Source organism: Rhodococcus sp. OK302 (genome assembly GCF_002245895.1).
Classification (GTDB): domain Bacteria; phylum Actinomycetota; class Actinomycetes; order Mycobacteriales; family Mycobacteriaceae; genus Rhodococcus_F.
This window is the reverse complement of record NZ_NPJZ01000001.1, coordinates 5066428-5085332: the sequence shown is the minus strand read 5'-3', so window position 1 is coordinate 5085332 and position 18905 is coordinate 5066428. Positions and strand designations below refer to the sequence as shown.

The following is an 18905-nucleotide window of genomic DNA, read 5'->3' as shown; positions in this document are numbered from 1 at the left end:
CCCGAGACTGGCGCTCGGGCGATTAGACTGCCAGTTGGGACAGTGCACACAGAACGCAGGGAACGGAGGTCGCAACGATGTCGAGTACCGACGACAGGCGATTCGAGGTCCTGCGGGCAATCGTCGCTGATTATGTTTCCACGCAGGATCCGGTCGGATCGAGAGCTTTGGTCGAGCGTCACAACCTCGGTGTGTCGAGTGCCACGGTGCGCAATGACATGGCATTTCTCGAAGCTGAGGGATACATCGCACAACCTCACACCAGTTCCGGGCGTGTTCCGACGGACAAGGGTTATCGCGAGTTCGTCGATCGCATTGCCGACGTCAAGCCGCTGTCCGGACCCGAGCGTCGTGCCATTCTCGAATTTCTGGAAACCGGCGTCGACCTCGACGACGTGCTCCGACGCGGTGTGCGTCTGCTTGCTCAACTGACCCGGCAGGTTGCCGTGGTTCAGTACCCGACGCTGTCGGCGTCGTCGGTCCGCCACCTCGAAGTTGTGGCGTTGACCCCGGCACGTCTACTCCTCGTACTGATTACCGACTCCGGACGCGTCGACCAGCGCATCGTCGAGTTGGGTGACGTGCTTGACGACGAGGATCTTGTCCGTCTCCGCGCACTGCTCGGTGGTGCGCTCGAAGGTAAGCGTCTGGCTGCGGCATCCATCGCAGTGTCCGAATTGGCCGAAGAGTCTCCCGACGATCTGCGCGACGCCGTCATTCGGTCCGCAACGATCCTGGTCGAGACACTGGTCGAGCACCCGGAAGAGCGTCTGGTGCTCGGTGGCACGTCCAACCTGACACGCAACGCATCCGACTTCTCGGGGCTGGCAGGATTCCCGGGATCACTGCGGGCAGTTCTCGAAGCGCTCGAAGAGCAGGTTGTAGTGCTCAAACTGCTGGCGTCGACGCAGAATGCCGGCATGGTCACCGTCCGGATCGGCGAAGAAACCCAGGTCGAACAAATGCGCGGGACCTCCGTGATTTCGACGGGCTACGGCGCAGCCGGTACCGTTTTCGGTGGTGTCGGTGTGCTCGGCCCCACTCGGATGGACTATCCGGGAACAATTGCATCGGTTGCCGCCGTTGCCAGATACATCGGCGAAGTTCTCTCCGAGCGATGACGGGCGTCGACACCAGTCGGCACTCCTCTTCGTGAGGTTCGAGGAAAACTAGAAGTAAGAGAAGGACGAGAGAAAAAACGTGGCACGGGATTACTACGGATTGCTCGGCGTCAACCAGAACGCGACCGACCAAGAACTCAAGCGCGCATACCGCAAACTTGCCCGCGAACTGCACCCCGACGTCAACCCTGACGAAGAAGCGCAGGCCCGGTTCAAGGAGATCTCGACCGCGTACGAGGTTCTGACCGATCCGGAGAAGCGCCGCATCGTGGACCTCGGCGGCGATCCCCTCGAATCAGGCGGAGGCGGCGGTGGCGGCTTCGGCGGTGGATTCGGTGGAGGCGGCGGCCTCGGTGACGTCTTCGAGGCATTCTTCGGCGGCGGTGGCGGCGCAGGCCGTGGACCGCGTGGCCGCGTGCAGCCCGGAGCCGACTCGTTGCTTCGGACCAAGCTGACCCTCGCTGAATGTGCGACGGGCGTCAGCAAGCACGTCACCGTCGAGACGGCAATCCTGTGTGACGGTTGCACCGGCGCCGGAACCAACGGCGATTCCAAGCCCGTTCGTTGTGAGACCTGCAATGGTGCCGGCGAAGTGCAGTCCATTCAGCGTTCTTTCTTGGGCCAGGTTATGACCTCGCGTCCCTGCCCGACGTGCCGCGGCGCCGGCGAAACCATCCCCGATCCCTGCCACAAGTGTGGTGGCGACGGCCGCGTCCGCGCCAAGCGCGACATCACCGTGAAGGTTCCGGCCGGTGTTGCCGGCGGTATGCGTATCCGGTTGACCGCACAGGGTGAAGTTGGACCCGGCGGCGGACACCCCGGCGACCTGTACGTCGAAATCGTCGAACAGCAGCATGAGATCTTCGTCCGCGACGGCGAAGACCTGCACTGCACCATCCGCGTTCCCATGATTGATGCAGCATTGGGCACCACGGTCACCGTCGACACCATCATGGACGGTCCCAAGGACATCACCATCGAGCCCGGAACTCAGCCCGGCCATGTCGCTGTCCTGCGTGGACACGGAATGCCGAAGCTGCGATCCGGTGCGCGCGGCGACATCCACGCTCACCTCGAGGTAGTTGTCCCGAGCCGCCTCGATCACAAGCAGGCCAAGCTGCTCAAGGAATTCAAGTTGCTCCGCGATCGTGACGAGGCCGAGGTCGTGTCGTCCGGATCGCAGAACAGCGGCGGATTGTTCTCGCGTCTGCGCGAAGCATTCAGCGGCCGCTGACAGTGGCTGCGACGGTCTTTTTCCTCGACCCCGTTCCGGGCGTGGGGGAGACAGCAGTTCTCGACGGTCAGGAAGGTCGCCACGCGGCGACCGTCCGCCGGATCGGCGTCGGCGAGCGCCTTGTGCTCGCCGACGGCCGTGGCCGCGTAGCCGACGCCGTGGTGACAAGCGTCGGCAAGGATCGACTCGAACTTCTGGTCTCGGACGTTCAGGTGCTCGAGCAGCCGAAACCTCTGGTGACTCTCGTTCAGGCTTTGCCCAAGGCCGAGCGGTCCGAGTTGGCTGTGGAGTTGGCGACCGAGGCCGGCGTCGACGCGGTCATTCCCTGGCAGTCACTGCGATGCGTCGCAAAGTGGGAGGGCCCCAAACTCACCAAAGGTGTTGCGCGGTGGCGTAGTGCCGCGGTGTCGGCGGCTAAGCAGTCGCGCCGGGCATTCGTTCCGGATATCGCTGAACTACACAAGACCCCGGCTGTCGTTGCATTGGTTCGCGAAGCGGTTTCGCGCGGCGCTGTCGTTGCGGTACTTCACGAATCTGCGACGACGCCGTTGGCTGCCCTTCCGTTGGCGAGTGCGGACGAAGTATTCCTTGTTGTGGGTCCTGAAGGCGGACTAGACGATTCGGAGATCGCGGCACTCTCCGAAGCCGGTGCTACGCCGGTGTTGTTGGGGCCGACGGTCTTACGAACATCGACTGCCGGTGCCGTGGCGCTAGGCGCTATCGGAGTTCTGACCGATCGTTGGGGTCCGCGCCCGCTGCACTGATCGGGGAGCCAGTCTACGACTAGACGTTCCCCCATCCCTTGACAATTACTCCCCGGAGGTCGGACTGAGAAATTCAGTTCCAACGTCCGGGGAGCAGTTCTAGACATGCACGAAGTTCACGGTCCGAGGATCGATGAACCACGTTCACGGCTGTTTGATTATGCGGTGAAGTGTTCGCGTAGATTCCTCTTCTTGAACTTGCCGGTCGCGGTTCGCGGAATGGTGGAGACGAACTCGAACCGCTCGGGCAGTTGCCACCGGGCGAACTCGCTCGAGAGGTGCTCGCGAAGCTGTTCCGGATCGGCGGTCATTCCGGATCGCAGGACGAGCACCGCCAACGGCCGTTCACCCCACTTCGTATCGGGCACGGCGATCACCGCGGCCTCCGCCACCGACGGGTGCGCCATCAGGTGATTTTCGAGATCGACCGAGGAGATCCACTCGCCGCCGGACTTGACGAGGTCCTTGGAGCGGTCGCAGATCCGGATGCAGCCGCGGTGGTCGATGCGGACGATGTCCCCGGTGCGGAACCAGCCGTCATCCGTGAAATTGTCTGCGCCAGTGCCGTTGTGGTAGCCGGACGCCACCCAGGGTCCACGAACTTCGAGCTCACCCATGGCGACGTCGTCCCATTCGATGAACCCGTCGTCCTCGTTCCGGGCGCGGATGTCGAAGAACGGCATCGCGACACCCTGTCGGGCCCGGAAGTCGTATTTTGTGTTGTCGTCGCAGTTTTCGAGGTCTGCCGGGAGGCGGCTGACGGTGCCCATCGGGGAGGTCTCGGTCATGCCCCAGGCCTGCACGACCGTCAGGCCGTGGCGGTCGAATCCTTCGAGGAGGCTGCGTGGTGCTGCTGCTCCGCCGACGATCAATCGGTCGAGGTGGCGTAGGTCCCAGCGTTGTGGTTGGGCGTCGAGGGCGTCGAGCATCGTCATCCACACGGTCGGAACTCCGGCGGTCATGGTGACCTTCTCGGTTTCGATCAGGTCGAGCACGCTGACGGCGTCGAGTTTCGGTCCGGGTAGCACCAGCCGGGCACCGAGGAGTGCGGCGGCGTAGGGAAGTCCCCAGGCGTTGACATGGAACATCGGCACCACGGGTAGCAGAGTGTCCTGTGCCGATACGCCCAACGCGTCGGGCAGTGCGACGGCCATGGAGTGAAGCACGATCGCACGGTGGGAGTAGACGACGCCTTTGGGCCGGCCGGTGGTGCCGGAGGTGTAACACATTGCGCCGGCTTGTCGTTCGTCGATGAGAGGCCAAATCAGTGGTTCGGCGGCAGCGATGAGGGTTTCGTAGTCGAGTGTTCCGGCCGGTGCCGATGCACTGTGGGTGACGACGATGACATGGTCGAAGTGGTGTGTGTGTCGGAAGCTGTCGAGTACGTCGAGTAGGGATTCGTCGACGACGATCACCCGGTCCTGGGCGTCGCCGACGATGAAGGTCAGCTCGTCCGCGTGTAGTCGTGGGTTGAGGGTGTGCACGATCGCGCCCATTGCCGGGACGGCGAAGTACATTTCGAGGTGCTCGGATTGGTTCCACAGCAGGGTTGCGACTTTGTCGCCGTCCCCGATGCCGAGGTCGGCCAGGGCGGTCGCCAGCCTTCGTGCCCGGCGTGCGCATGCTCCGAGGGTGGTCCGGGCGATGCTTCCGTCGGGTCGGCGTGTTACGACGTCTTTGGTGCTGTGGAATTGTTCGGCGCGCTCGACCACAGCGGTCAGTGATAGGGGGTAGTCGTCCATGGTCAAGCCATTGGTCACGTGGAACTCCTGGGTGGGGTGGGGAGAAATTCTGCGGCAGCGGATTTGTTGCTGATCTCGGAATGTGGCTGGGGCGGTACGAACCGCCCGGAAGGTGGGGCACGAAACCTGGTTTCGTGCCCCACTGTGTAAACGAGCCGGACTGCTAGGCGTGGTGGGTGAAGCCGACCTGGCCGGGGCGGCGGTTCGGCGCGTAGCCGACCTTGGCGAGGGTCTCATCCACGTCGGCGTAAGTGGTGCCGATCTTGTAGATGTCGTGGGCATCCTTGCCGGTGGCGACCTCGCGGCCGAGTTCACCAGCGATGCGGACCAGCTGTTGAATCTGCTGAACCGAGGTCATCTTCTCGCCCTTGCGGCCCCAGATGGTGTCCTCGTTGCCACATCGGGCGTGCAGGCCCATCGCGATGGCCATGGTGTTGACCGGCAATACGCTGCGCATGAGGGACTCGAGCGTCAGTGCCGCGCCGTCGGGGACTCGTTGGATGAAGTTCATGATGTTGTACGGGTTCGGTCCTTCCATGCCGCCGCCGATGCCGGTCCACGTCACATTCAGCGGTCCGGTGTAGTGGCCGCGGCGGATGAGCCGCTCGACGCTTTCGAGGCCGGTGATACCGGTGAGCGCGAACAGTGGCTGGATGCCGGCCGACTGGAGGCGTCGGAGGTGCTCCTCGACCCATCCGGGGCCGGCCGGAATGGTCATCTCCCGGTAGGTCTCGTACATCTCCGGACGCGCCAGGGAGGTGCCGCCGATATCGTCCGCGGTCAGGAGCTCCGTGATGTTCATCTGGCTGGTGTTGATCGCGATGGTGACCTGATCCGGCTTCGGATCGAGTTCGGCGAGCATGTGACGGGTGTCGTCGGACAGCCACTTTGCCTCTGCGCCTTCACCTTCCGGCGCGAATGAGATCGATCCGCCGACCTGCAGGACCATATCCGGTACGGCCTCGCGCAGTCCGCCGAGCAGCTCGTTGAACTTCGAGAGCCGCTTGGAGCCCTTCCCGTCGAGTTCACGAACGTGGATGTGCAGCACCGACGCGCCGGCTTCGTAGCAGTCGACTGCCTGTTGGATATGCTCATCCATCGTCAGCGGCAGGTCCTCGGGGAAGTCCTCGACCGCCCACTCGGGGCCGTAAGGGGCGACGGTGATGACCAGTTTGTCCTGGTTTTCGGGGAAGAGTGCATCGTCGTGGAAATGCATGGTGTAGCTCCTGTCTGGGGCGAAAACTCTGGTGAGAGAGGTCTTTCGATGTGGATTGCTGTTGGTGGTGGTTAGATGACCACGCCGCCGTTGGGGCTGATTATCTGACCGACCAGGTAGTGGTTCTCGCCCGCCAGGTAGACGGCGAGGGAGGCATATTCTTCCGGTCTTCCTAGGCGGCCGACGGGAATCATCTGGTACAGGTTGCGCTTCTCGTCCTCGGTGGCGTTGTCGAGATACGCCTGGAAAGGAGGGGTGAGAACTCCTCCACACGCGATGGCATTGACGTAGATTCCGGCGCCGGCGACATCGAGAGCAACTGTCTTGGTCAGGCTCACAACAGCAGCCTTGGCTGCCGAGTAGCCGGGACTGTGCGTGCTCCCAGTCGAGATGCCGGCGATCGAGGCGATGTTGATGATGCGGCCGTAGCCCTGAGGCTCCATGTACTTCAATGCTTCACGGGTGCAGTAGAAGACGCCGTGGACATTGACGTTCCACCACTTGAGCCAGTCTTCGTCGGTAAGGCTGCTGGTGATACCCATGGACTGGCGTTCCATCGGCGTGGTGACGTAGGCGTAGTGCTTGCTGCGCCGGTCCTCATCCGCCGGCGAGTTCGGCACCAGGGCAGCATTGTTGACCAGGATGTGAACGGTGCCGAAATGCTCGGCGGCTCGGGCGAACGTCTCGACGACCTGATCTTTGGACGAAACGTCGCAACGCAGCGCCAGGCTCTTGCGGCCCAGCGCCTCGATCTCGGCGGAGACCTCCGCCAGTTTGTCCTCTTGCAGGTCGCAGAGGACGAGGTTGGCGCCTTCGCGTGCCATGGCGAGGGCGATGGATCGGCCCAATCCTTGTGCTGCTCCGGTCACGAGGGCGACTTTGTCGAGTAGCTGCATTTCTTTAATCTCCTCTTGGTGAATCGGTGAAAACGACAGCCCTACAGCAGGTGTCGGGGTACTTCTCAGGTGGTTCGGGATCTATGCGGAAATGCCTGCAGTGTCCGGTGCTACCGGCTTTGTCTCCGAATCACTCAGTGGCACTGAGGCGAGCTTGCGAAGACCAGAGGGGTAGAGCTTCATGCCGAATGCAAGGACAGCAATCGACACGACATATGCGAGGGGGACCCATTGCAGTGCGCCGAGCAGTCCCAGTCGGTCGGACAGAACGCCGACGACGACGGGGCCGAGCGCCAGGCCGAAGACGTTGTTGGCAAGGGTGCCCACGCCGAAGGACGATGCATGGATCGACGGGTGCGAGAGGCTGGCAACGACCGCCGTTGTGGCACCAGAGAACCCGGAGCAGAAGAACGCTCCGGTGCCCAGCAGAACCAACTGGACCGGGCCGTTTTCCAGCTGGAATCCGATCATCAGACACAACATTGCGATGACGGCATACGCGATGGCGGCACTCCATCGCCGCTCTGGCTGTCGACGCCCGAACCGGTCTGCAGCGATGCCACAGAGCACCGTTCCGGCTCCGATCAGAAGTACGAAGAACGACGCGGCCAAACCTGCACTCGCTGCATCCATATCGTGATAGCGGTTGAAATAGCTGGGAAGCCAAGCGAGCAGCACTCCCGCGACGAAGAACTGCATTCCACCACCGATGTATGCGCACGTCAGGGAGGCATTGGTGAACAAGCTCGAGATCGGAGCCCGTCCAGCAGTTGCGACCGGGGTTCCAGCTACCGACTGATCAAAGGCATGGCGCGCCAAGCGATTCTCGCTGACGACGATCCGGAAGAGGACGACAAGACTCAGCCCAAAAGCGGCCATGATCAAGAACGCCGCGCGCCAGCCGAGTCGATCGGCAATGACGCCGCCGAGGGCGACGCCGATGACCGAGCCGAAGAATGCCGAACCGAGGAATGCGCCGCCGAGCGAGGCATGGAGTCGTGGGGCGAAGACTCCGAGCATGACCGCCAAGCCCACGCTTGCGTATGCGGCTTCACCGAATCCGATCAGAAAACGGGCTCCGAGCAGTTGCGTGTAGTTACTCGCCGCGGCGCACAGGACGGTCGCGATACTCCACAAGACTGCCATGAGGACGACGCTACGGACGCGGCCCCAACGGTCGGCCAACAGTGACATCGGGAGCGCCAAGACGCCTACCATCAGAGCGACGACGCTGGTCAGGGCCGCAAGCTGCGAGTCCGACAGGTTCCAATCGGCCTTGAGGACGGGGAAGACCGAACTGAGGACCTGACGGGACATGTAGTCCGACATCATCAGTCCGAAGATCAGTACGAACACTGCCCACGGAAAGATCCTGGACCGATGGCCGCCGCCGGAATCGGCTTCGGTTGCGAGAGACTGGGTCTCCAGTTCCATGTGTGCTCCTTGTTCTGAAGTCGTGTTCGTTGGAGCACGTCTTCGATATGACGCTGGTCCTGAAACAGCATGCGTTCGAGAACCGTTGCGGCGTAGTATGTTCGGGCCGACGTGGGTCGAGTCGGCCGCCTTGTGTTGACGATGTGTTCGATCAGGGCGGTGTCGGCAGATGCTGGGTGGTGTCCAGAAAAGCGATCCGAGCCGTAGTGCTCCTGACTTACCGACGGGAGTGACAAGCTCGGTGACTCATGTCACGATAGACCGATTGGGTCAATTAGTCTTGTCCCGTTGGGACATTTTCCTTGGCATCTTGGGGCGATTAGAGGGAGTCGATGGCGAAAGTGCTGAAGGTGCGAAGTTCAGTTCTGAACGGGTACGTGGAGGTAGCGCAGTCTCTAGGTTCGGATCCGGATCCGACGATGCGGGCGGTGGGTATCGACCCGGCTACTCTCGCCACACCGGACGCGTGGCTCGCTGCTCAAGTCGTAGACGAGTTACTCGAGCGCACGGCCGTGGTTACGGAGTGTCAAAGCTTCGGGGTCAGGATGGCAGAGGGACGACGAGTCTCGAATCTCGGACTGATCGGGTTGGTGGCCAGGGAAGAGCCCGACGTCCGGAGTGCCCTGGCAACAGTGTTGCGTCACATGCAGTTTCACAACGAGGCCATTCGACCACGGCTCGTCGAGTTCAATGGACTTGTGTCTCTGCAGATCGAGTCGGAAACTGATGTGGCACTCGGGCGTCAGTCGATCGAACTGACCGTCGCTGCCATTTCCCGGATACTCGGCACATTTCTGCCAGATGATTGGAGTCCGCTGTCTACGTGCTTCGTTCACGATGCGCCGACGACACTCGACATCCACCACCGCGTGCTGGGACCTAACGTCGCGTTCGAGCGAGATTTCAACGGTCTGGTGCTCTATTCGAGTGACCTGGACACGCCGAATCCCTTGTCGGATCCACTGTTTCGACCTTATGCACGACAGTATCTGGATCTGCTCGCGCCGCGGGAGGACTCGTCTGTCGACGACCGTGTGCGCGATATGATCGAGGCGCTCCTGCCTGGTGGGGGGTGCACGGCGAGTCGGATCGCGCGCAGTCTAGGCATGGACCGTCGCACCTTGTATCGACACTTATCCAAGTCGGGTAAGACTTACTCGTCTGTCGTCGATTCCGTGCGTGAGGATCTTGCGCGGCGACATCTCGCACGGGGTGACCGGACCTTTACCGATACTGCCGCAGCCCTCGGGTTCTCGGACCTCAGCGCGTTCTCGCGTTGGTTCCGTCGATACTTCGGTCTGAGTCCGACGGCGTGGGCTGCACAAGAGCGTGAACTCGATCGGCGGTAACCCATGGCAACAAGCACGACCTCGGGCCGATCTACAGGTATGCGGAGCAATGTGCTCGGCGTTGCTCATTTCGGGCTGAATGCCGGATCGAGAAACGCCTCCAGGTAGGTCGACAGAGCTTCCCGATCGTCCACGTCGACTGCTGACCCCGGCGTCCCCACCAGGGAGACGAGAATCCGGATCAGCCATTCCGCCGCCCCGGGCAGGTCGAGGTCCTCGCGGGCCAGTCCCCGTTGTTGGGCGTCGCGTAGTCGGTCCACCCAGAAACCGGACAACTGGGCTACCACGTCGTGAGAGTAGGTGCCCATGATCTCGGCGTACTCGCGCGGTTCCCGGGCGGCCAGTTCAACGGCCAGCGGCCCCAAAGGGGCCTGCCTCGACAGCACAACTGCCTCGGTCAGCATGCCGGACACGCTGTCCTGCCGCGTAATTCGATCAGCTGCGTCGTCCCAGAAGTCCGCGCCGCGGCGGATCAGGGCCGCCGAGAGCAGTGTCGCCTTGTCGCTGAAGAACCGGTACAGATAGGCGCGGCTGACTTCGGCTTCCTGAGCCACAGCGCGCACGGTGGTACGGCGGATCCCGTCGCGCGCGAGACAGCGTTCAGCGGCGTCGAGGATGCGGTCGCGAATGGCGCTGGAGTGGGGGTTCATGGCGGCTCGATCATAGGACGTCTGGGACTTCTGTGAAATCTTCTTGTAGACACTTGTGCAGAAGTGTCTACAAGGAATACGTTCTCCACCAGGACCGGCCGCGACGAGGCCCGGTCGCCAACCGCGTCGACGTCGTGTCGGCGGCGGTGCGCGCTACGGAGGACCTATGGGATTCCTGCTACCGGTGGAACCGGACATCGATGCGGACGAGTTGCGCGACGGTCGGCGGCCCACCCAGATGCGGATTCTCTCGGAGAATTACCTCTCACAGGGCTTCGGGACACCCGACGTGGTGTACGTCGGCTATCTCCTGAAGATTGCTCTGTTCATCCTCGGCGCGGCGCTCTTCGCGTTGACCACACCCGGCGTGGACGGACTGTTCAACGTCAGCGAGTGGTGGGCCATGCCGGTCGTGTGGCAGAAGGTCGTGCTCTGGTGCATCCTCTTCGAGGTCACCGGTCTGGGCTGCGGATTCGGGCCCCTGAACCTGCGCTTCGTGCCGCCGTTGGGTTCATTCCTCTACTGGTTCCGCCGCGGAACTATCCGGATGCCACCGTGGCCGAGGCGAGTTCCGCTCACCGCCGGAGACCGGCGAGGCGTCGTCGACATCATCTTGTACGCCGCGCTGCTCGTCTCGCTGCTGGTGGCATTGGTTTCCGCGACCGCTGCCGGGACGGTTCAGCTGCCCTGGCAGAAGGTAGCCGTCGTCTTGGGGCTACTTGCTCTCATCGGTCTGCGTGACCGGACGATCTTCCTGGCCGCCCGCGCCGAGGTCTACGGCGCGATTGCCGTGACCTTCCTCGTGCCGTTCCCCGACTCCCTGGTGGCAGCCAAGTTCGTGCTGCTGTGCATCTGGTGGGGTGCAGCGGTCTCGAAACTCAACGTCCACTTCCCGTCGGTTGTGCAGGCGATGGAGGCGAACAGTCCGCTGTGGCGAACGAAGCGCATCAAGCACCTCTTCACCCAGTCGTACCCCGATGACCTGCGCCCGTCCAAGCTCTCGAAGTTGCTCGCCCACGGCGGAACCGCGATCGAGTTCTGCGTTCCGCTTGTGCTGATTCTCTCCGGCGGTGGCACCGTCACGACGGTCGCCGCGATCGTGATGATCCTGTTCCACCTGCACATCATCCTGACGATCCCGATGGGGACGCCGCTCGAGTGGAACGTGTTCATGATCTTCGCGGTGCTGACACTGTTCGTGAACAAGGCATCCCTGGGGCTCGACGACCTCGTGCATCCCGCGGTCCTGCTGATCCCGGCCGTCAGCTTCCTCCTCGTGATCCTCGGCAACCTGTTCCCGGAACGGATCTGCTTCCTGCTCGGGATGCGGTACTACGCCGGGAACTGGGACACCACGGTCTGGTGCCTGTCGCCGAGCGGCGAGCAGAAGCTGACCGACGGCACGATCCGCTTCGCGATGCTGCCGCACCGCCAGTTGGAGAAGATCTACGGCGGCGAGGACGAAGCCCGGGTCACGCGCCTGACCGGCTTCGCGTTCCGCGCGATCCACACGCACGGTCGCGCGCATGCCGCCCTACTGCCCCGACTCCTCGCCGACCAACCCACAACGGAGTACGTCGAACTCGACGGCGAGACTGTGGCCGGCGTTGTGCTCGGGTGGAACTTCGGAGACGGGCACCTGCATTCCGAGCAACTCATCGAGACGCTCCACGGCTTGTGCGGCTTCGAACCCGGTGAATTGAGGGTGCTGGTCTTGGACGCCCAGCCGATCCACAAACAAACCCAGGCCTACCGGTTGTTGGACGCCGCCACCGGTGAGTTCGAACGGGGCACAGTTCGGGTTGCGGACATGGTCAACCGGCAACCGTGGGCCGACGACATGCCGGTGACGGTGAGAGTTCCGTGAGTCGCAATCACTGTTGGTCGATTGCTCGGCGGAGCAATGCGTAAACCGCCTCGGTGACGTCGTCTTCCTCCAGGTCGCCGAGTCCGGCGATCTCCTGAACGAACCGCCCGAACACGCCCCAGCCGAGAGCCATTCCCGTGATCGCGGCAACAAGGATTCGAGGGTCATCGCCTGAGGCGGGCGGATGGTCGATGTCTTCCGCGATGCGTTGGCTCAGCGCCGCCAACGCCGGAGACTGACCGAGGAGCGTCTCGGGGGCGCCGCCGGCGAGGATCGATTGCGCGACCATGCGGGCATACTCGGACGACTTCGGTCTCATGATGGTGGAGACGGCGTCGTCAACGGTCGGCGCGTCAACGAAATAGTCTGTCCATTCGGCTGATGATCGTTGTAGCACGATCTTGAGGAGATCGTCTTTTGTGCCGATGTAATGGTGGATCAGTCCGTAATTGACCCCCGCAGCCGTTGCAACTTCTCGGAGCGAGACGTCGCTCGCACCCTTCTCCGCGAACAGTGGGCGGGCAGCCGCAACGAGACGGGCGATTACTCGCTCACGAGCCGCCGAAGTGGTCGTCTCTGTCACAGCGGGCCCCGTATCGATCGTTCGGTTGGAAGAGCAATCTCCACTGTAGTGGGGTGTGGGATCTGCGCCGCTCCGTGTTCCTCCCTCCTGATGGAACAAGCCCTTGCCAAATTTAGCCACATGGCTAATCTGATGGGTGTTGGCTGGGCATCGAGGGCGCAGTTCTATTGCGGCACTTGCGATCAAGCTCAGCGAGGTCGTTCAGGATCGTGACTCGCGAAGAGGTGGACATGAACAATTTTGATCTCGTTATCCGCAACGGCACTGTCATCGACGGCTCGGGTCGACCCCCGCGGCAGGCTGATGTAGCTGTCTCTGGCGGTGTCATTGTCGAGGTGGGAGATGTGACCGGCGTCGGCCGCGAGGAGATCGATGCTCACGGTCAGGTGGTTGCCCCGGGATTCATCGATGTCCATACGCATTACGACGGTCAGGCCACGTGGGAGAACCGGCTGGTGCCGTCGACCAACCATGGGGTGACGACTGTTGTCATGGGCAACTGCGGTGTGGGATTTGCGCCGTGTAAGCCCGAGCAGCGTGACATGTTGATCAAGCTCATGGAAGGTGTCGAGGATATTCCCAACGTCGTACTCCGGGAGGGGCTGGACTGGCAGTGGACCACCTATCCCGAGTACCTCGACTACCTGGGTCGGCGTCAGTTCGATGCCGACATCTGCAGTTACGTTCCGCATGCCGCCCTACGCACTTATGTCATGGGGGAGAGGGCATTTCACCGCGAACCGGCTACGTCAGAGGAGATCGAGAAGATGGCTGTTCTTCTCGAGGAGTCGATCCGTGCCGGCGCTTTCGGGTTCGGCACCTCGCAGACGATGTTCCACCGTTCCAGCGACGGCCAGCTCACGCCGACCCTGGCCGCGACCGAGGAAGAGTACGCCGGACTGGCCGCTGCCCTCGGCCGAGCCGGTGCGGGCCTGATCCAGTTCGTCATCGAGTACAACGACGACTGGGAGCAAGTCTTGGACATGGGCCTGCGTCAGGCGAAGGAGTTCGGCCGGCCCTTCAGCATGTCAGTGGTCCAAAGTCACGGTAATCCAAACGTCTGGCGCACCGTCGTGGACAAGTTCGACACGTTCAACGCAGAGGGCGGCGAGGCCACGATGCAGGTCCTGCCCCGGCCGCTGGGTGTCCTGCTGGGTCTCGAGCTGACCCTGAGCCCCTTCTACTCGACCGAGACCTACCTGGCGATGGCTGACTGGCCGCTTGCCGACCGCGTCCGCGAACTGCGCCGACCGGAGGTCAAGGCGCGCATCCTCGCCGAGAGCAACGACCCCGATCCTGACATGAAGATCGGAATGCGGGTGCGCGACTTCGGCCAGCTCTACGAGATGGGTGAGGGTTTCGACTACGAACCCGCCTGCGGCAGCACCATCGGTGCGCAGGCCGAACGTTTGGGTGTCGCTCCCGAGAGCCTCGTCTACGACAAACTGTTGGACAAGGACGGCCGCAATATCCTCTATTTGGCATTCTCGAACTACGCCGACTACACCCTGGAGCCGACCCGCGAGATGCTCCTCAATGCCCACGCAGTTCCCGGTTTGGGCGACGGCGGGGCCCATCTCGGGGTTATCTGCGACGGAAGCATTTACACGCACCTGCTCACACACTGGGGTAGGGACCGCGTCCAGGGGGAACGGTTGTCCCTGCCCTATCTGATCCATGTGATGACCAAGCGATGCGCCGAGATGATGGGCCTGCAGGATCGGGGCCTCATCGCGCCGGGCTACCGAGCCGATCTGAACGTCATCGATCTGGAGAATCTCGAATTGGAGTTGCCGCGCGTAGTCCGCGATCTACCGGCCGGCGGCCGACGCCTGATGCAGGACGCGCGGGGCTACACCGCCACCATCGTCAACGGCATCGTCGTCACCCGCGGCGGGCAGCACACCGGTGCTTTGCCGGGGAACCTGGTTCGAGGCCCGCAACCTGCACCGTCCCGTCTCTCAGCCTGAAAATTCCACGCCCTATCCAGGAGGAACTATGAACGACGCCCTCTCGCCGGTCGGCGGTCGCCGCGCCTGGCTCGGCAGTGCCATCGACTACCGTCAGGACGGCCTGTGGCAATTGTCCGCAGCAGAGCTCACCGAGATCGACGCAGCGCTGGCCACGTTGAAGACCCGCGGAGACCTGGACCTAGCCGACATCACCGTTGACACTTTCCCGCTATACACCGTTGGGCGATTCCTGTCTCGACTGCGCGACGAGCTGTCGTCGGGCTTGGGCTTCGTGCTCATCCGCGGGCTGTCACGCGAACGGTACGGCGACGACGACCTGGCGCGGATCTACTGTGGCCTGGGCGCTCACCTGGGCGTCATCATCCCGCAGTCGGGAAACGGCGAGATCCTGGGCCATGTGCTGAACGTGGCCGACCTGGTCGACGAACAGGTCCGCGGTTACCGGTCGGCGCAGTCGATGAACATGCATTGCGACGGCCATGACGTGGTCTCGCTCCTCTGCTTGCGCGAGGCGAAGGACGGCGGAGCCAGCAGGATCGCCAGTGCGGCGGCGGTCCACGACCGAATGATCGAGACGAACCCCGACCTTGCCCGTGTGCTCTACGAGGGTATGCCGGTGATGCGCAGCCAGATGGATGCCGAACGCGGCGACGGCAAAATCGTGACCTCGGATAGTGTCGCGCTCTTTTCCCAGAACGACGGAGTTTTCAGCTCGTGTGTCCACATAGCCCAGACCCGCGACGCCGCCCGGGCCGGTTACTTCGACATCACGACCGAGCAAGAAGCCGCCTTGGACCTGTTCTGCGAACTGTCCTCCTCTCCGGAGTTCTACCTGGACATGAGTATTGCGCCCGGAGACATCCAGTTCCTCAACAACCGACTGATCGTCCATGGACGCACACCGTACGAGGACCACGAGAATGTCGACCAGCGGCGGCACTTGATGCGGCTCTGGGTGAACGTTCCGTCGTGGCCGCGTCGTCCTGATAACCAGCAGGACATCTACTCGATGGCCGACCTGCCGCGGTGGGCGCAGTTCCGCACGCCCTATATGGAGATGCCGGAGCGCTACCTGGCCCAGTTCAGGGTTCCGTGAGTCACAATCTCGAGCGGTTCGGATCCTGCACTCAGCGGTGTGTCAGATATGGGCACTATCGTTGAGTGGCCGACGGCATCTCGTCGGAGATAGTCGTTCGGAGATTTGCAGGAGGCACGATGCGCTCACAGACGCACAAGCGAGTTGCCGGTGCGGTGGCGGTCGTCGCGGCAATGATGCTGGCTGCGGGGTGCACCGTCTCCACTGACGACACGGCAAGTCCGCCGGCTGCCGGAGTTACGACCACTGTAACCAGCGACGCCGTCGTCACAGTGTCGCCCGCAGATGGCGGCGCTCCGATCAATCCGCTGGATCCCGTCACCGTCGAGGTTGCCAAGGGCACATTGACGAGTGTCACCCTCACCAACCCCGAGGGTAAGGACGTCGCGGGAATCATCACGCCGGACAAGACGGCCTGGAAGCCGAGTGGGCCGCTCGGATACGGCAAGACTTACGACTTGACGGTTGCTGCCGTCGATGCGAATGGTGTTGCAACAACCAAGAATGCGACGCTCACGACGGTCGCGCCCGGCAATCAGACACGCGCGTACATCAACACGACCGGTGGCTTGTCCATCTCCGACGGTGGCACGTACGGCGTCGGGACCGTTGTTGTTGTTCACTTCGACGAGTCGATCGGCGACAAGGCCGCTGCCGAGAAGTCCCTCGTCGTGACTACAAATCCGCCGGTGGCGGGGTCTTGGTACTGGATGGACAGCCAGAATGTTCATTGGCGTCCCCAGAATTACTACGCACCGGGCACTACCGTTTCGGTGAGCGCGAATATTTACGGGAAGCAGCTGGGTAAGGGCCTGTACGGCGAGCAAGACGACACGGTTGCCTTCAACATCGGTGATTCCCACGTCTCGATTGCGGACGACAACACCAAGATGGTGACCGTGTACGAGAACGGTCAGGTAGTCAAGGTAATGCCGACGTCCATGGGCATGGGCGGCACCGAAACCATTGGCGGCACCACACTTTCGTTCTGGACGCAGCCCGGCACCTACACCGTGCTGAGCAAGGCCAACCCGGTCATCATGGACTCCTCCACCTATGGCCTTCCCATCAATTCGCGACTCGGGTACAAGGAGTCCATCAACTGGGCGACTCGCATCAGCAACGACGGCATCTACCTGCACGAGTTGGAAAGCACGGTTTGGGCGCAGGGCAACACCGACACCTCACACGGTTGCCTCAATCTCAGTGCGGCCAATGCCAAGTGGTTCTTCGACTTCTCGCAGCCCGGTGACGTCGTCGAGGTCAAGAACACCGGCGGCGCTCCGCTCGAGGTCTGGCAGAACGGAGACTGGTCATTACCGTGGGATCAGTGGGTTGCCGGCAGCGCGCTCGGCTGAGTTAGATTTTCTCTGTGCCTCGCCTCAAGATTTCCTACGGTTCTCATGACCAGCAGTTCGGGCATCTCTATGTTCCCGACAGTGCAGACGGTCCGGTCCCGGTGGTCATGGCTATCCACGGCGGATTCTGGAGTGGGCAATACAGCCTGAGTCTCGGCACCGCATTTGCCGTCGAACTCGCTCGTAGCGGAGTGGCTGTCTGGAATATCGAGTACCGACGTCTCGGGGCGGGTGGTGGCTGGCCGGAGATGTCGGCCGATGTGAAGGCCGCGTACGAAGCCATTCCCGGGATCGTTGCCGAGGCTTCCGCGGTGGATTTCGACCTGGCGCAGGTTCGTCTGGTCGGGCACTCGGCCGGCGGTCATCTTGCGGTCTGGTTGGCGGGGGAGAAGGACGTATTTGCGCGCCCGGAGAGGGTTGTTGCCCAAGCCGCCGCACTGGATCTGGCGTCGGCGGCCGAGCGGGGTCGACGCATCAGCTACATCGAGGACCTTTTCGGGATTCCGTTCGAATCGGATCCTGATCTGTATCGCAGTGCGTCACCGCAGCATCGGTTGCCGATCGGTGTGCCGGTTCTCTGTGTAACGGGTGCGGATGACCTGCAGGTGCCGGCGAAGGTCAGTGCGCGGTATGTGAAAGCCGCCGAGGCTGTTGGTGATCCGGTGTCGCTGCATGTAATCGAGGGTGAAGGGCACGATGCGTTTCTGTCACCGACAACGCAGAGTTGGCGAGTTTCTCGCGATGCGGTCCTTGCTCGCTCCGAGGATTCAGCTGCCGTCACGAGTTGAGCGGGCCGTTCGCGCTCCTATCTGAGTCGCTCGCGGCGATCCATTGTGTTGTGCAAACCCTCGGCGGCCGCGCGGACGACGGCGACCTGACTTTCGGGTCGAAACCGACTCGTGGGGCCGGTGACACTGATCGCGGCAACAAGTTTGCCGTTGGCTCCGAAGACAGGAGCGGCGACGCACGCGATGCCCTGCTTCGATTCCTCGCGCTCGAAGGCGACTCCGGTCTCGACGATTTTGTCCAGTTGGCTGTTGAGGATGCCGGGGGCGACGATCGTGTGAGGGGTACGTCGGACCATCGGTGTCGACAGCACTTCATGGCGAAAGTCCGCGTCGGCGTACGCAAGCAGCGCTTTTCCGATTGCCGTGCAATATAACGGGATTCGTCCACCGGTGCGGGACGGCGAGTTGACTTGGCGGTGTCCGCCGATCTTCGCGATGTACATGACGTCGTGACCGTCACGTACCCCGAGGTGCACGGTTTCGTGGGTTCGCTCGTACAGATCCTGCAGGAACGGCATCGCCATTTCCAAGAGGCTGCGCTCGAGCGATGCGAGCATGCCGAGTTCGAACAAACCACCGCTCAGGCGGTAGCCGCCGTCGATGCGATCGAGTAGCCGGTTCGCGACCAGTTCATTGGCGAGGCGATGCACAGTCGCTTTGTGCAACCCGGTCCGCTGGACCAGGGTGGCGAGAGCCAAAACGTGGTCGTCGGGCCGGAAGGCGCGCAGGATTGTCACGGCTTTGCCGAGCACTGTGTCGAGGTTCGCGCCATCGGTCATTCGTCGATCGTATCGCTGAGCGAGACGATAGCCTGGCGCCGACGGGTAGGGAGCC

The 18905-nt window shown here is 62.6% G+C and carries 16 protein-coding genes; 9 read left to right on the top strand and 7 right to left on the bottom strand.

Annotated elements, in window-relative coordinates:
- The first annotated feature begins 77 nt into the window (after positions 1 to 77).
- From hrcA to BDB13_RS23330, 3 genes are all read left to right on the top strand, one after another.
- Positions 78 to 1121, top strand: coding sequence for a heat-inducible transcriptional repressor HrcA (hrcA, locus tag BDB13_RS23340; RefSeq protein WP_094273904.1), 1044 nt, complete (start codon positions 78 to 80; stop codon positions 1119 to 1121).
- A 79-nt stretch (positions 1122 to 1200) separates the two neighbouring features.
- A complete protein-coding gene (dnaJ, locus tag BDB13_RS23335) occupies positions 1201 to 2355 on the top strand; it encodes a molecular chaperone DnaJ (RefSeq protein ID WP_094273903.1) in 1155 nt (384 codons plus the stop codon).
- 2 nt (positions 2356 to 2357) lie between these two features.
- The gene (locus BDB13_RS23330; RefSeq protein ID WP_094273902.1) at positions 2358 to 3119 is read left to right on the top strand and encodes a 16S rRNA (uracil(1498)-N(3))-methyltransferase; all 762 of its coding nucleotides are present in this window, start codon (positions 2358 to 2360) and stop codon (positions 3117 to 3119) included.
- A 158-nt stretch (positions 3120 to 3277) separates the two neighbouring features.
- Here the strand turns inward: BDB13_RS23330 and BDB13_RS23325 are convergent, their stop codons facing one another.
- The 4 genes from BDB13_RS23325 to BDB13_RS23310 form a co-directional block, all read right to left on the bottom strand.
- Entirely contained in the window at positions 3278 to 4879 is a 1602-nt protein-coding gene (locus BDB13_RS23325) for a long-chain fatty acid--CoA ligase (RefSeq protein WP_254922934.1), read from the bottom strand.
- A 145-nt stretch (positions 4880 to 5024) separates the two neighbouring features.
- Positions 5025 to 6077 carry a 3-keto-5-aminohexanoate cleavage protein gene (locus tag BDB13_RS23320; protein ID WP_094273900.1) on the bottom strand — a complete coding sequence of 351 codons (1053 nt, stop codon included), beginning with the start codon at positions 6075 to 6077 and terminating at the stop codon, positions 5025 to 5027.
- 71 nt (positions 6078 to 6148) lie between these two features.
- A complete protein-coding gene (locus tag BDB13_RS23315; protein ID WP_094273899.1) occupies positions 6149 to 6973 on the bottom strand; it encodes an SDR family NAD(P)-dependent oxidoreductase in 825 nt (274 codons plus the stop codon).
- Between the two features lie 81 nt (positions 6974 to 7054).
- On the bottom strand, positions 7055 to 8407 hold the full coding sequence (locus BDB13_RS23310; RefSeq protein WP_094273898.1) for an MFS transporter: 1353 nt from the start codon (positions 8405 to 8407) through the stop codon (positions 7055 to 7057).
- A 350-nt stretch (positions 8408 to 8757) separates the two neighbouring features.
- On the opposite strand from BDB13_RS23310, the gene BDB13_RS23305 reads away from it, so the two are divergent.
- Entirely contained in the window at positions 8758 to 9756 is a 999-nt protein-coding gene (locus BDB13_RS23305) for an AraC family transcriptional regulator (protein WP_217902148.1), read from the top strand.
- 65 nt (positions 9757 to 9821) lie between these two features.
- On the opposite strand, the gene BDB13_RS23300 is transcribed toward BDB13_RS23305, so the two are convergent.
- Positions 9822 to 10406, bottom strand: a complete 585-nt coding sequence (locus BDB13_RS23300; RefSeq protein WP_094273897.1) for a TetR/AcrR family transcriptional regulator — start codon at positions 10404 to 10406, stop codon at positions 9822 to 9824.
- Between the two features lie 166 nt (positions 10407 to 10572).
- Between BDB13_RS23300 and BDB13_RS23295 the strand changes: the two genes are divergently transcribed.
- Positions 10573 to 12273, top strand: coding sequence for a DUF3556 domain-containing protein (locus tag BDB13_RS23295; RefSeq protein WP_094273896.1), 1701 nt, complete (start codon positions 10573 to 10575; stop codon positions 12271 to 12273).
- 7 nt (positions 12274 to 12280) lie between these two features.
- Here BDB13_RS23295 and BDB13_RS23290 read toward each other — a convergent pair whose 3' ends face one another.
- Positions 12281 to 12856: a TetR/AcrR family transcriptional regulator gene (locus BDB13_RS23290; protein ID WP_169636605.1), complete on the bottom strand. Its 576-nt coding sequence runs from the start codon at positions 12854 to 12856 to the stop codon at positions 12281 to 12283.
- A gap of 230 nt (positions 12857 to 13086) precedes the next feature.
- On the opposite strand from BDB13_RS23290, the gene BDB13_RS23285 reads away from it, so the two are divergent.
- The 4 genes from BDB13_RS23285 to BDB13_RS23270 all read left to right on the top strand — a co-directional run bounded on the left by BDB13_RS23285 (position 13087) and on the right by BDB13_RS23270 (position 18071).
- A complete protein-coding gene (locus BDB13_RS23285; RefSeq protein ID WP_094275140.1) occupies positions 13087 to 14826 on the top strand; it encodes an N-acyl-D-amino-acid deacylase family protein in 1740 nt (579 codons plus the stop codon).
- Between the two features lie 28 nt (positions 14827 to 14854).
- Positions 14855 to 15925 carry a TauD/TfdA family dioxygenase gene (locus BDB13_RS23280; protein WP_094273894.1) on the top strand — a complete coding sequence of 357 codons (1071 nt, stop codon included), beginning with the start codon at positions 14855 to 14857 and terminating at the stop codon, positions 15923 to 15925.
- A gap of 119 nt (positions 15926 to 16044) precedes the next feature.
- Positions 16045 to 17283, top strand: a complete 1239-nt coding sequence (locus BDB13_RS23275) for a L,D-transpeptidase (protein WP_094275139.1) — start codon at positions 16045 to 16047, stop codon at positions 17281 to 17283.
- Positions 17284 to 17297: 14 nt separating this feature from the next.
- Entirely contained in the window at positions 17298 to 18071 is a 774-nt protein-coding gene (locus BDB13_RS23270; RefSeq protein WP_094273893.1) for an alpha/beta hydrolase, read from the top strand.
- A gap of 17 nt (positions 18072 to 18088) precedes the next feature.
- Here the strand turns inward: BDB13_RS23270 and BDB13_RS23265 are convergent, their stop codons facing one another.
- The gene (locus BDB13_RS23265; RefSeq protein ID WP_094273892.1) at positions 18089 to 18850 is read right to left on the bottom strand and encodes an IclR family transcriptional regulator; all 762 of its coding nucleotides are present in this window, start codon (positions 18848 to 18850) and stop codon (positions 18089 to 18091) included.
- Positions 18851 to 18905 lie beyond the last annotated feature (55 nt).

Coding starts and splice junctions, on each gene's coding strand:
- hrcA (WP_094273904.1), top strand. CDS start 78: ATGTCGAGTACCGACGACAGGCGATTCGAGGTCCTGCGGGCAATCGTC.
- BDB13_RS23320 (WP_094273900.1), bottom strand. CDS start 6,077: ATGCATTTCCACGACGATGCACTCTTCCCCGAAAACCAGGACAAACTG.
- BDB13_RS23315 (WP_094273899.1), bottom strand. CDS start 6,973: ATGCAGCTACTCGACAAAGTCGCCCTCGTGACCGGAGCAGCACAAGGA.
- BDB13_RS23310 (WP_094273898.1), bottom strand. CDS start 8,407: ATGGAACTGGAGACCCAGTCTCTCGCAACCGAAGCCGATTCCGGCGGC.
- BDB13_RS23300 (WP_094273897.1), bottom strand. CDS start 10,406: ATGAACCCCCACTCCAGCGCCATTCGCGACCGCATCCTCGACGCCGCT.
- BDB13_RS23295 (WP_094273896.1), top strand. CDS start 10,573: ATGGGATTCCTGCTACCGGTGGAACCGGACATCGATGCGGACGAGTTG.
- BDB13_RS23285 (WP_094275140.1), top strand. CDS start 13,087: ATGAACAATTTTGATCTCGTTATCCGCAACGGCACTGTCATCGACGGC.
- BDB13_RS23280 (WP_094273894.1), top strand. CDS start 14,855: ATGAACGACGCCCTCTCGCCGGTCGGCGGTCGCCGCGCCTGGCTCGGC.
- BDB13_RS23275 (WP_094275139.1), top strand. CDS start 16,045: ATGCGCTCACAGACGCACAAGCGAGTTGCCGGTGCGGTGGCGGTCGTC.
- BDB13_RS23265 (WP_094273892.1), bottom strand. CDS start 18,850: ATGACCGATGGCGCGAACCTCGACACAGTGCTCGGCAAAGCCGTGACA.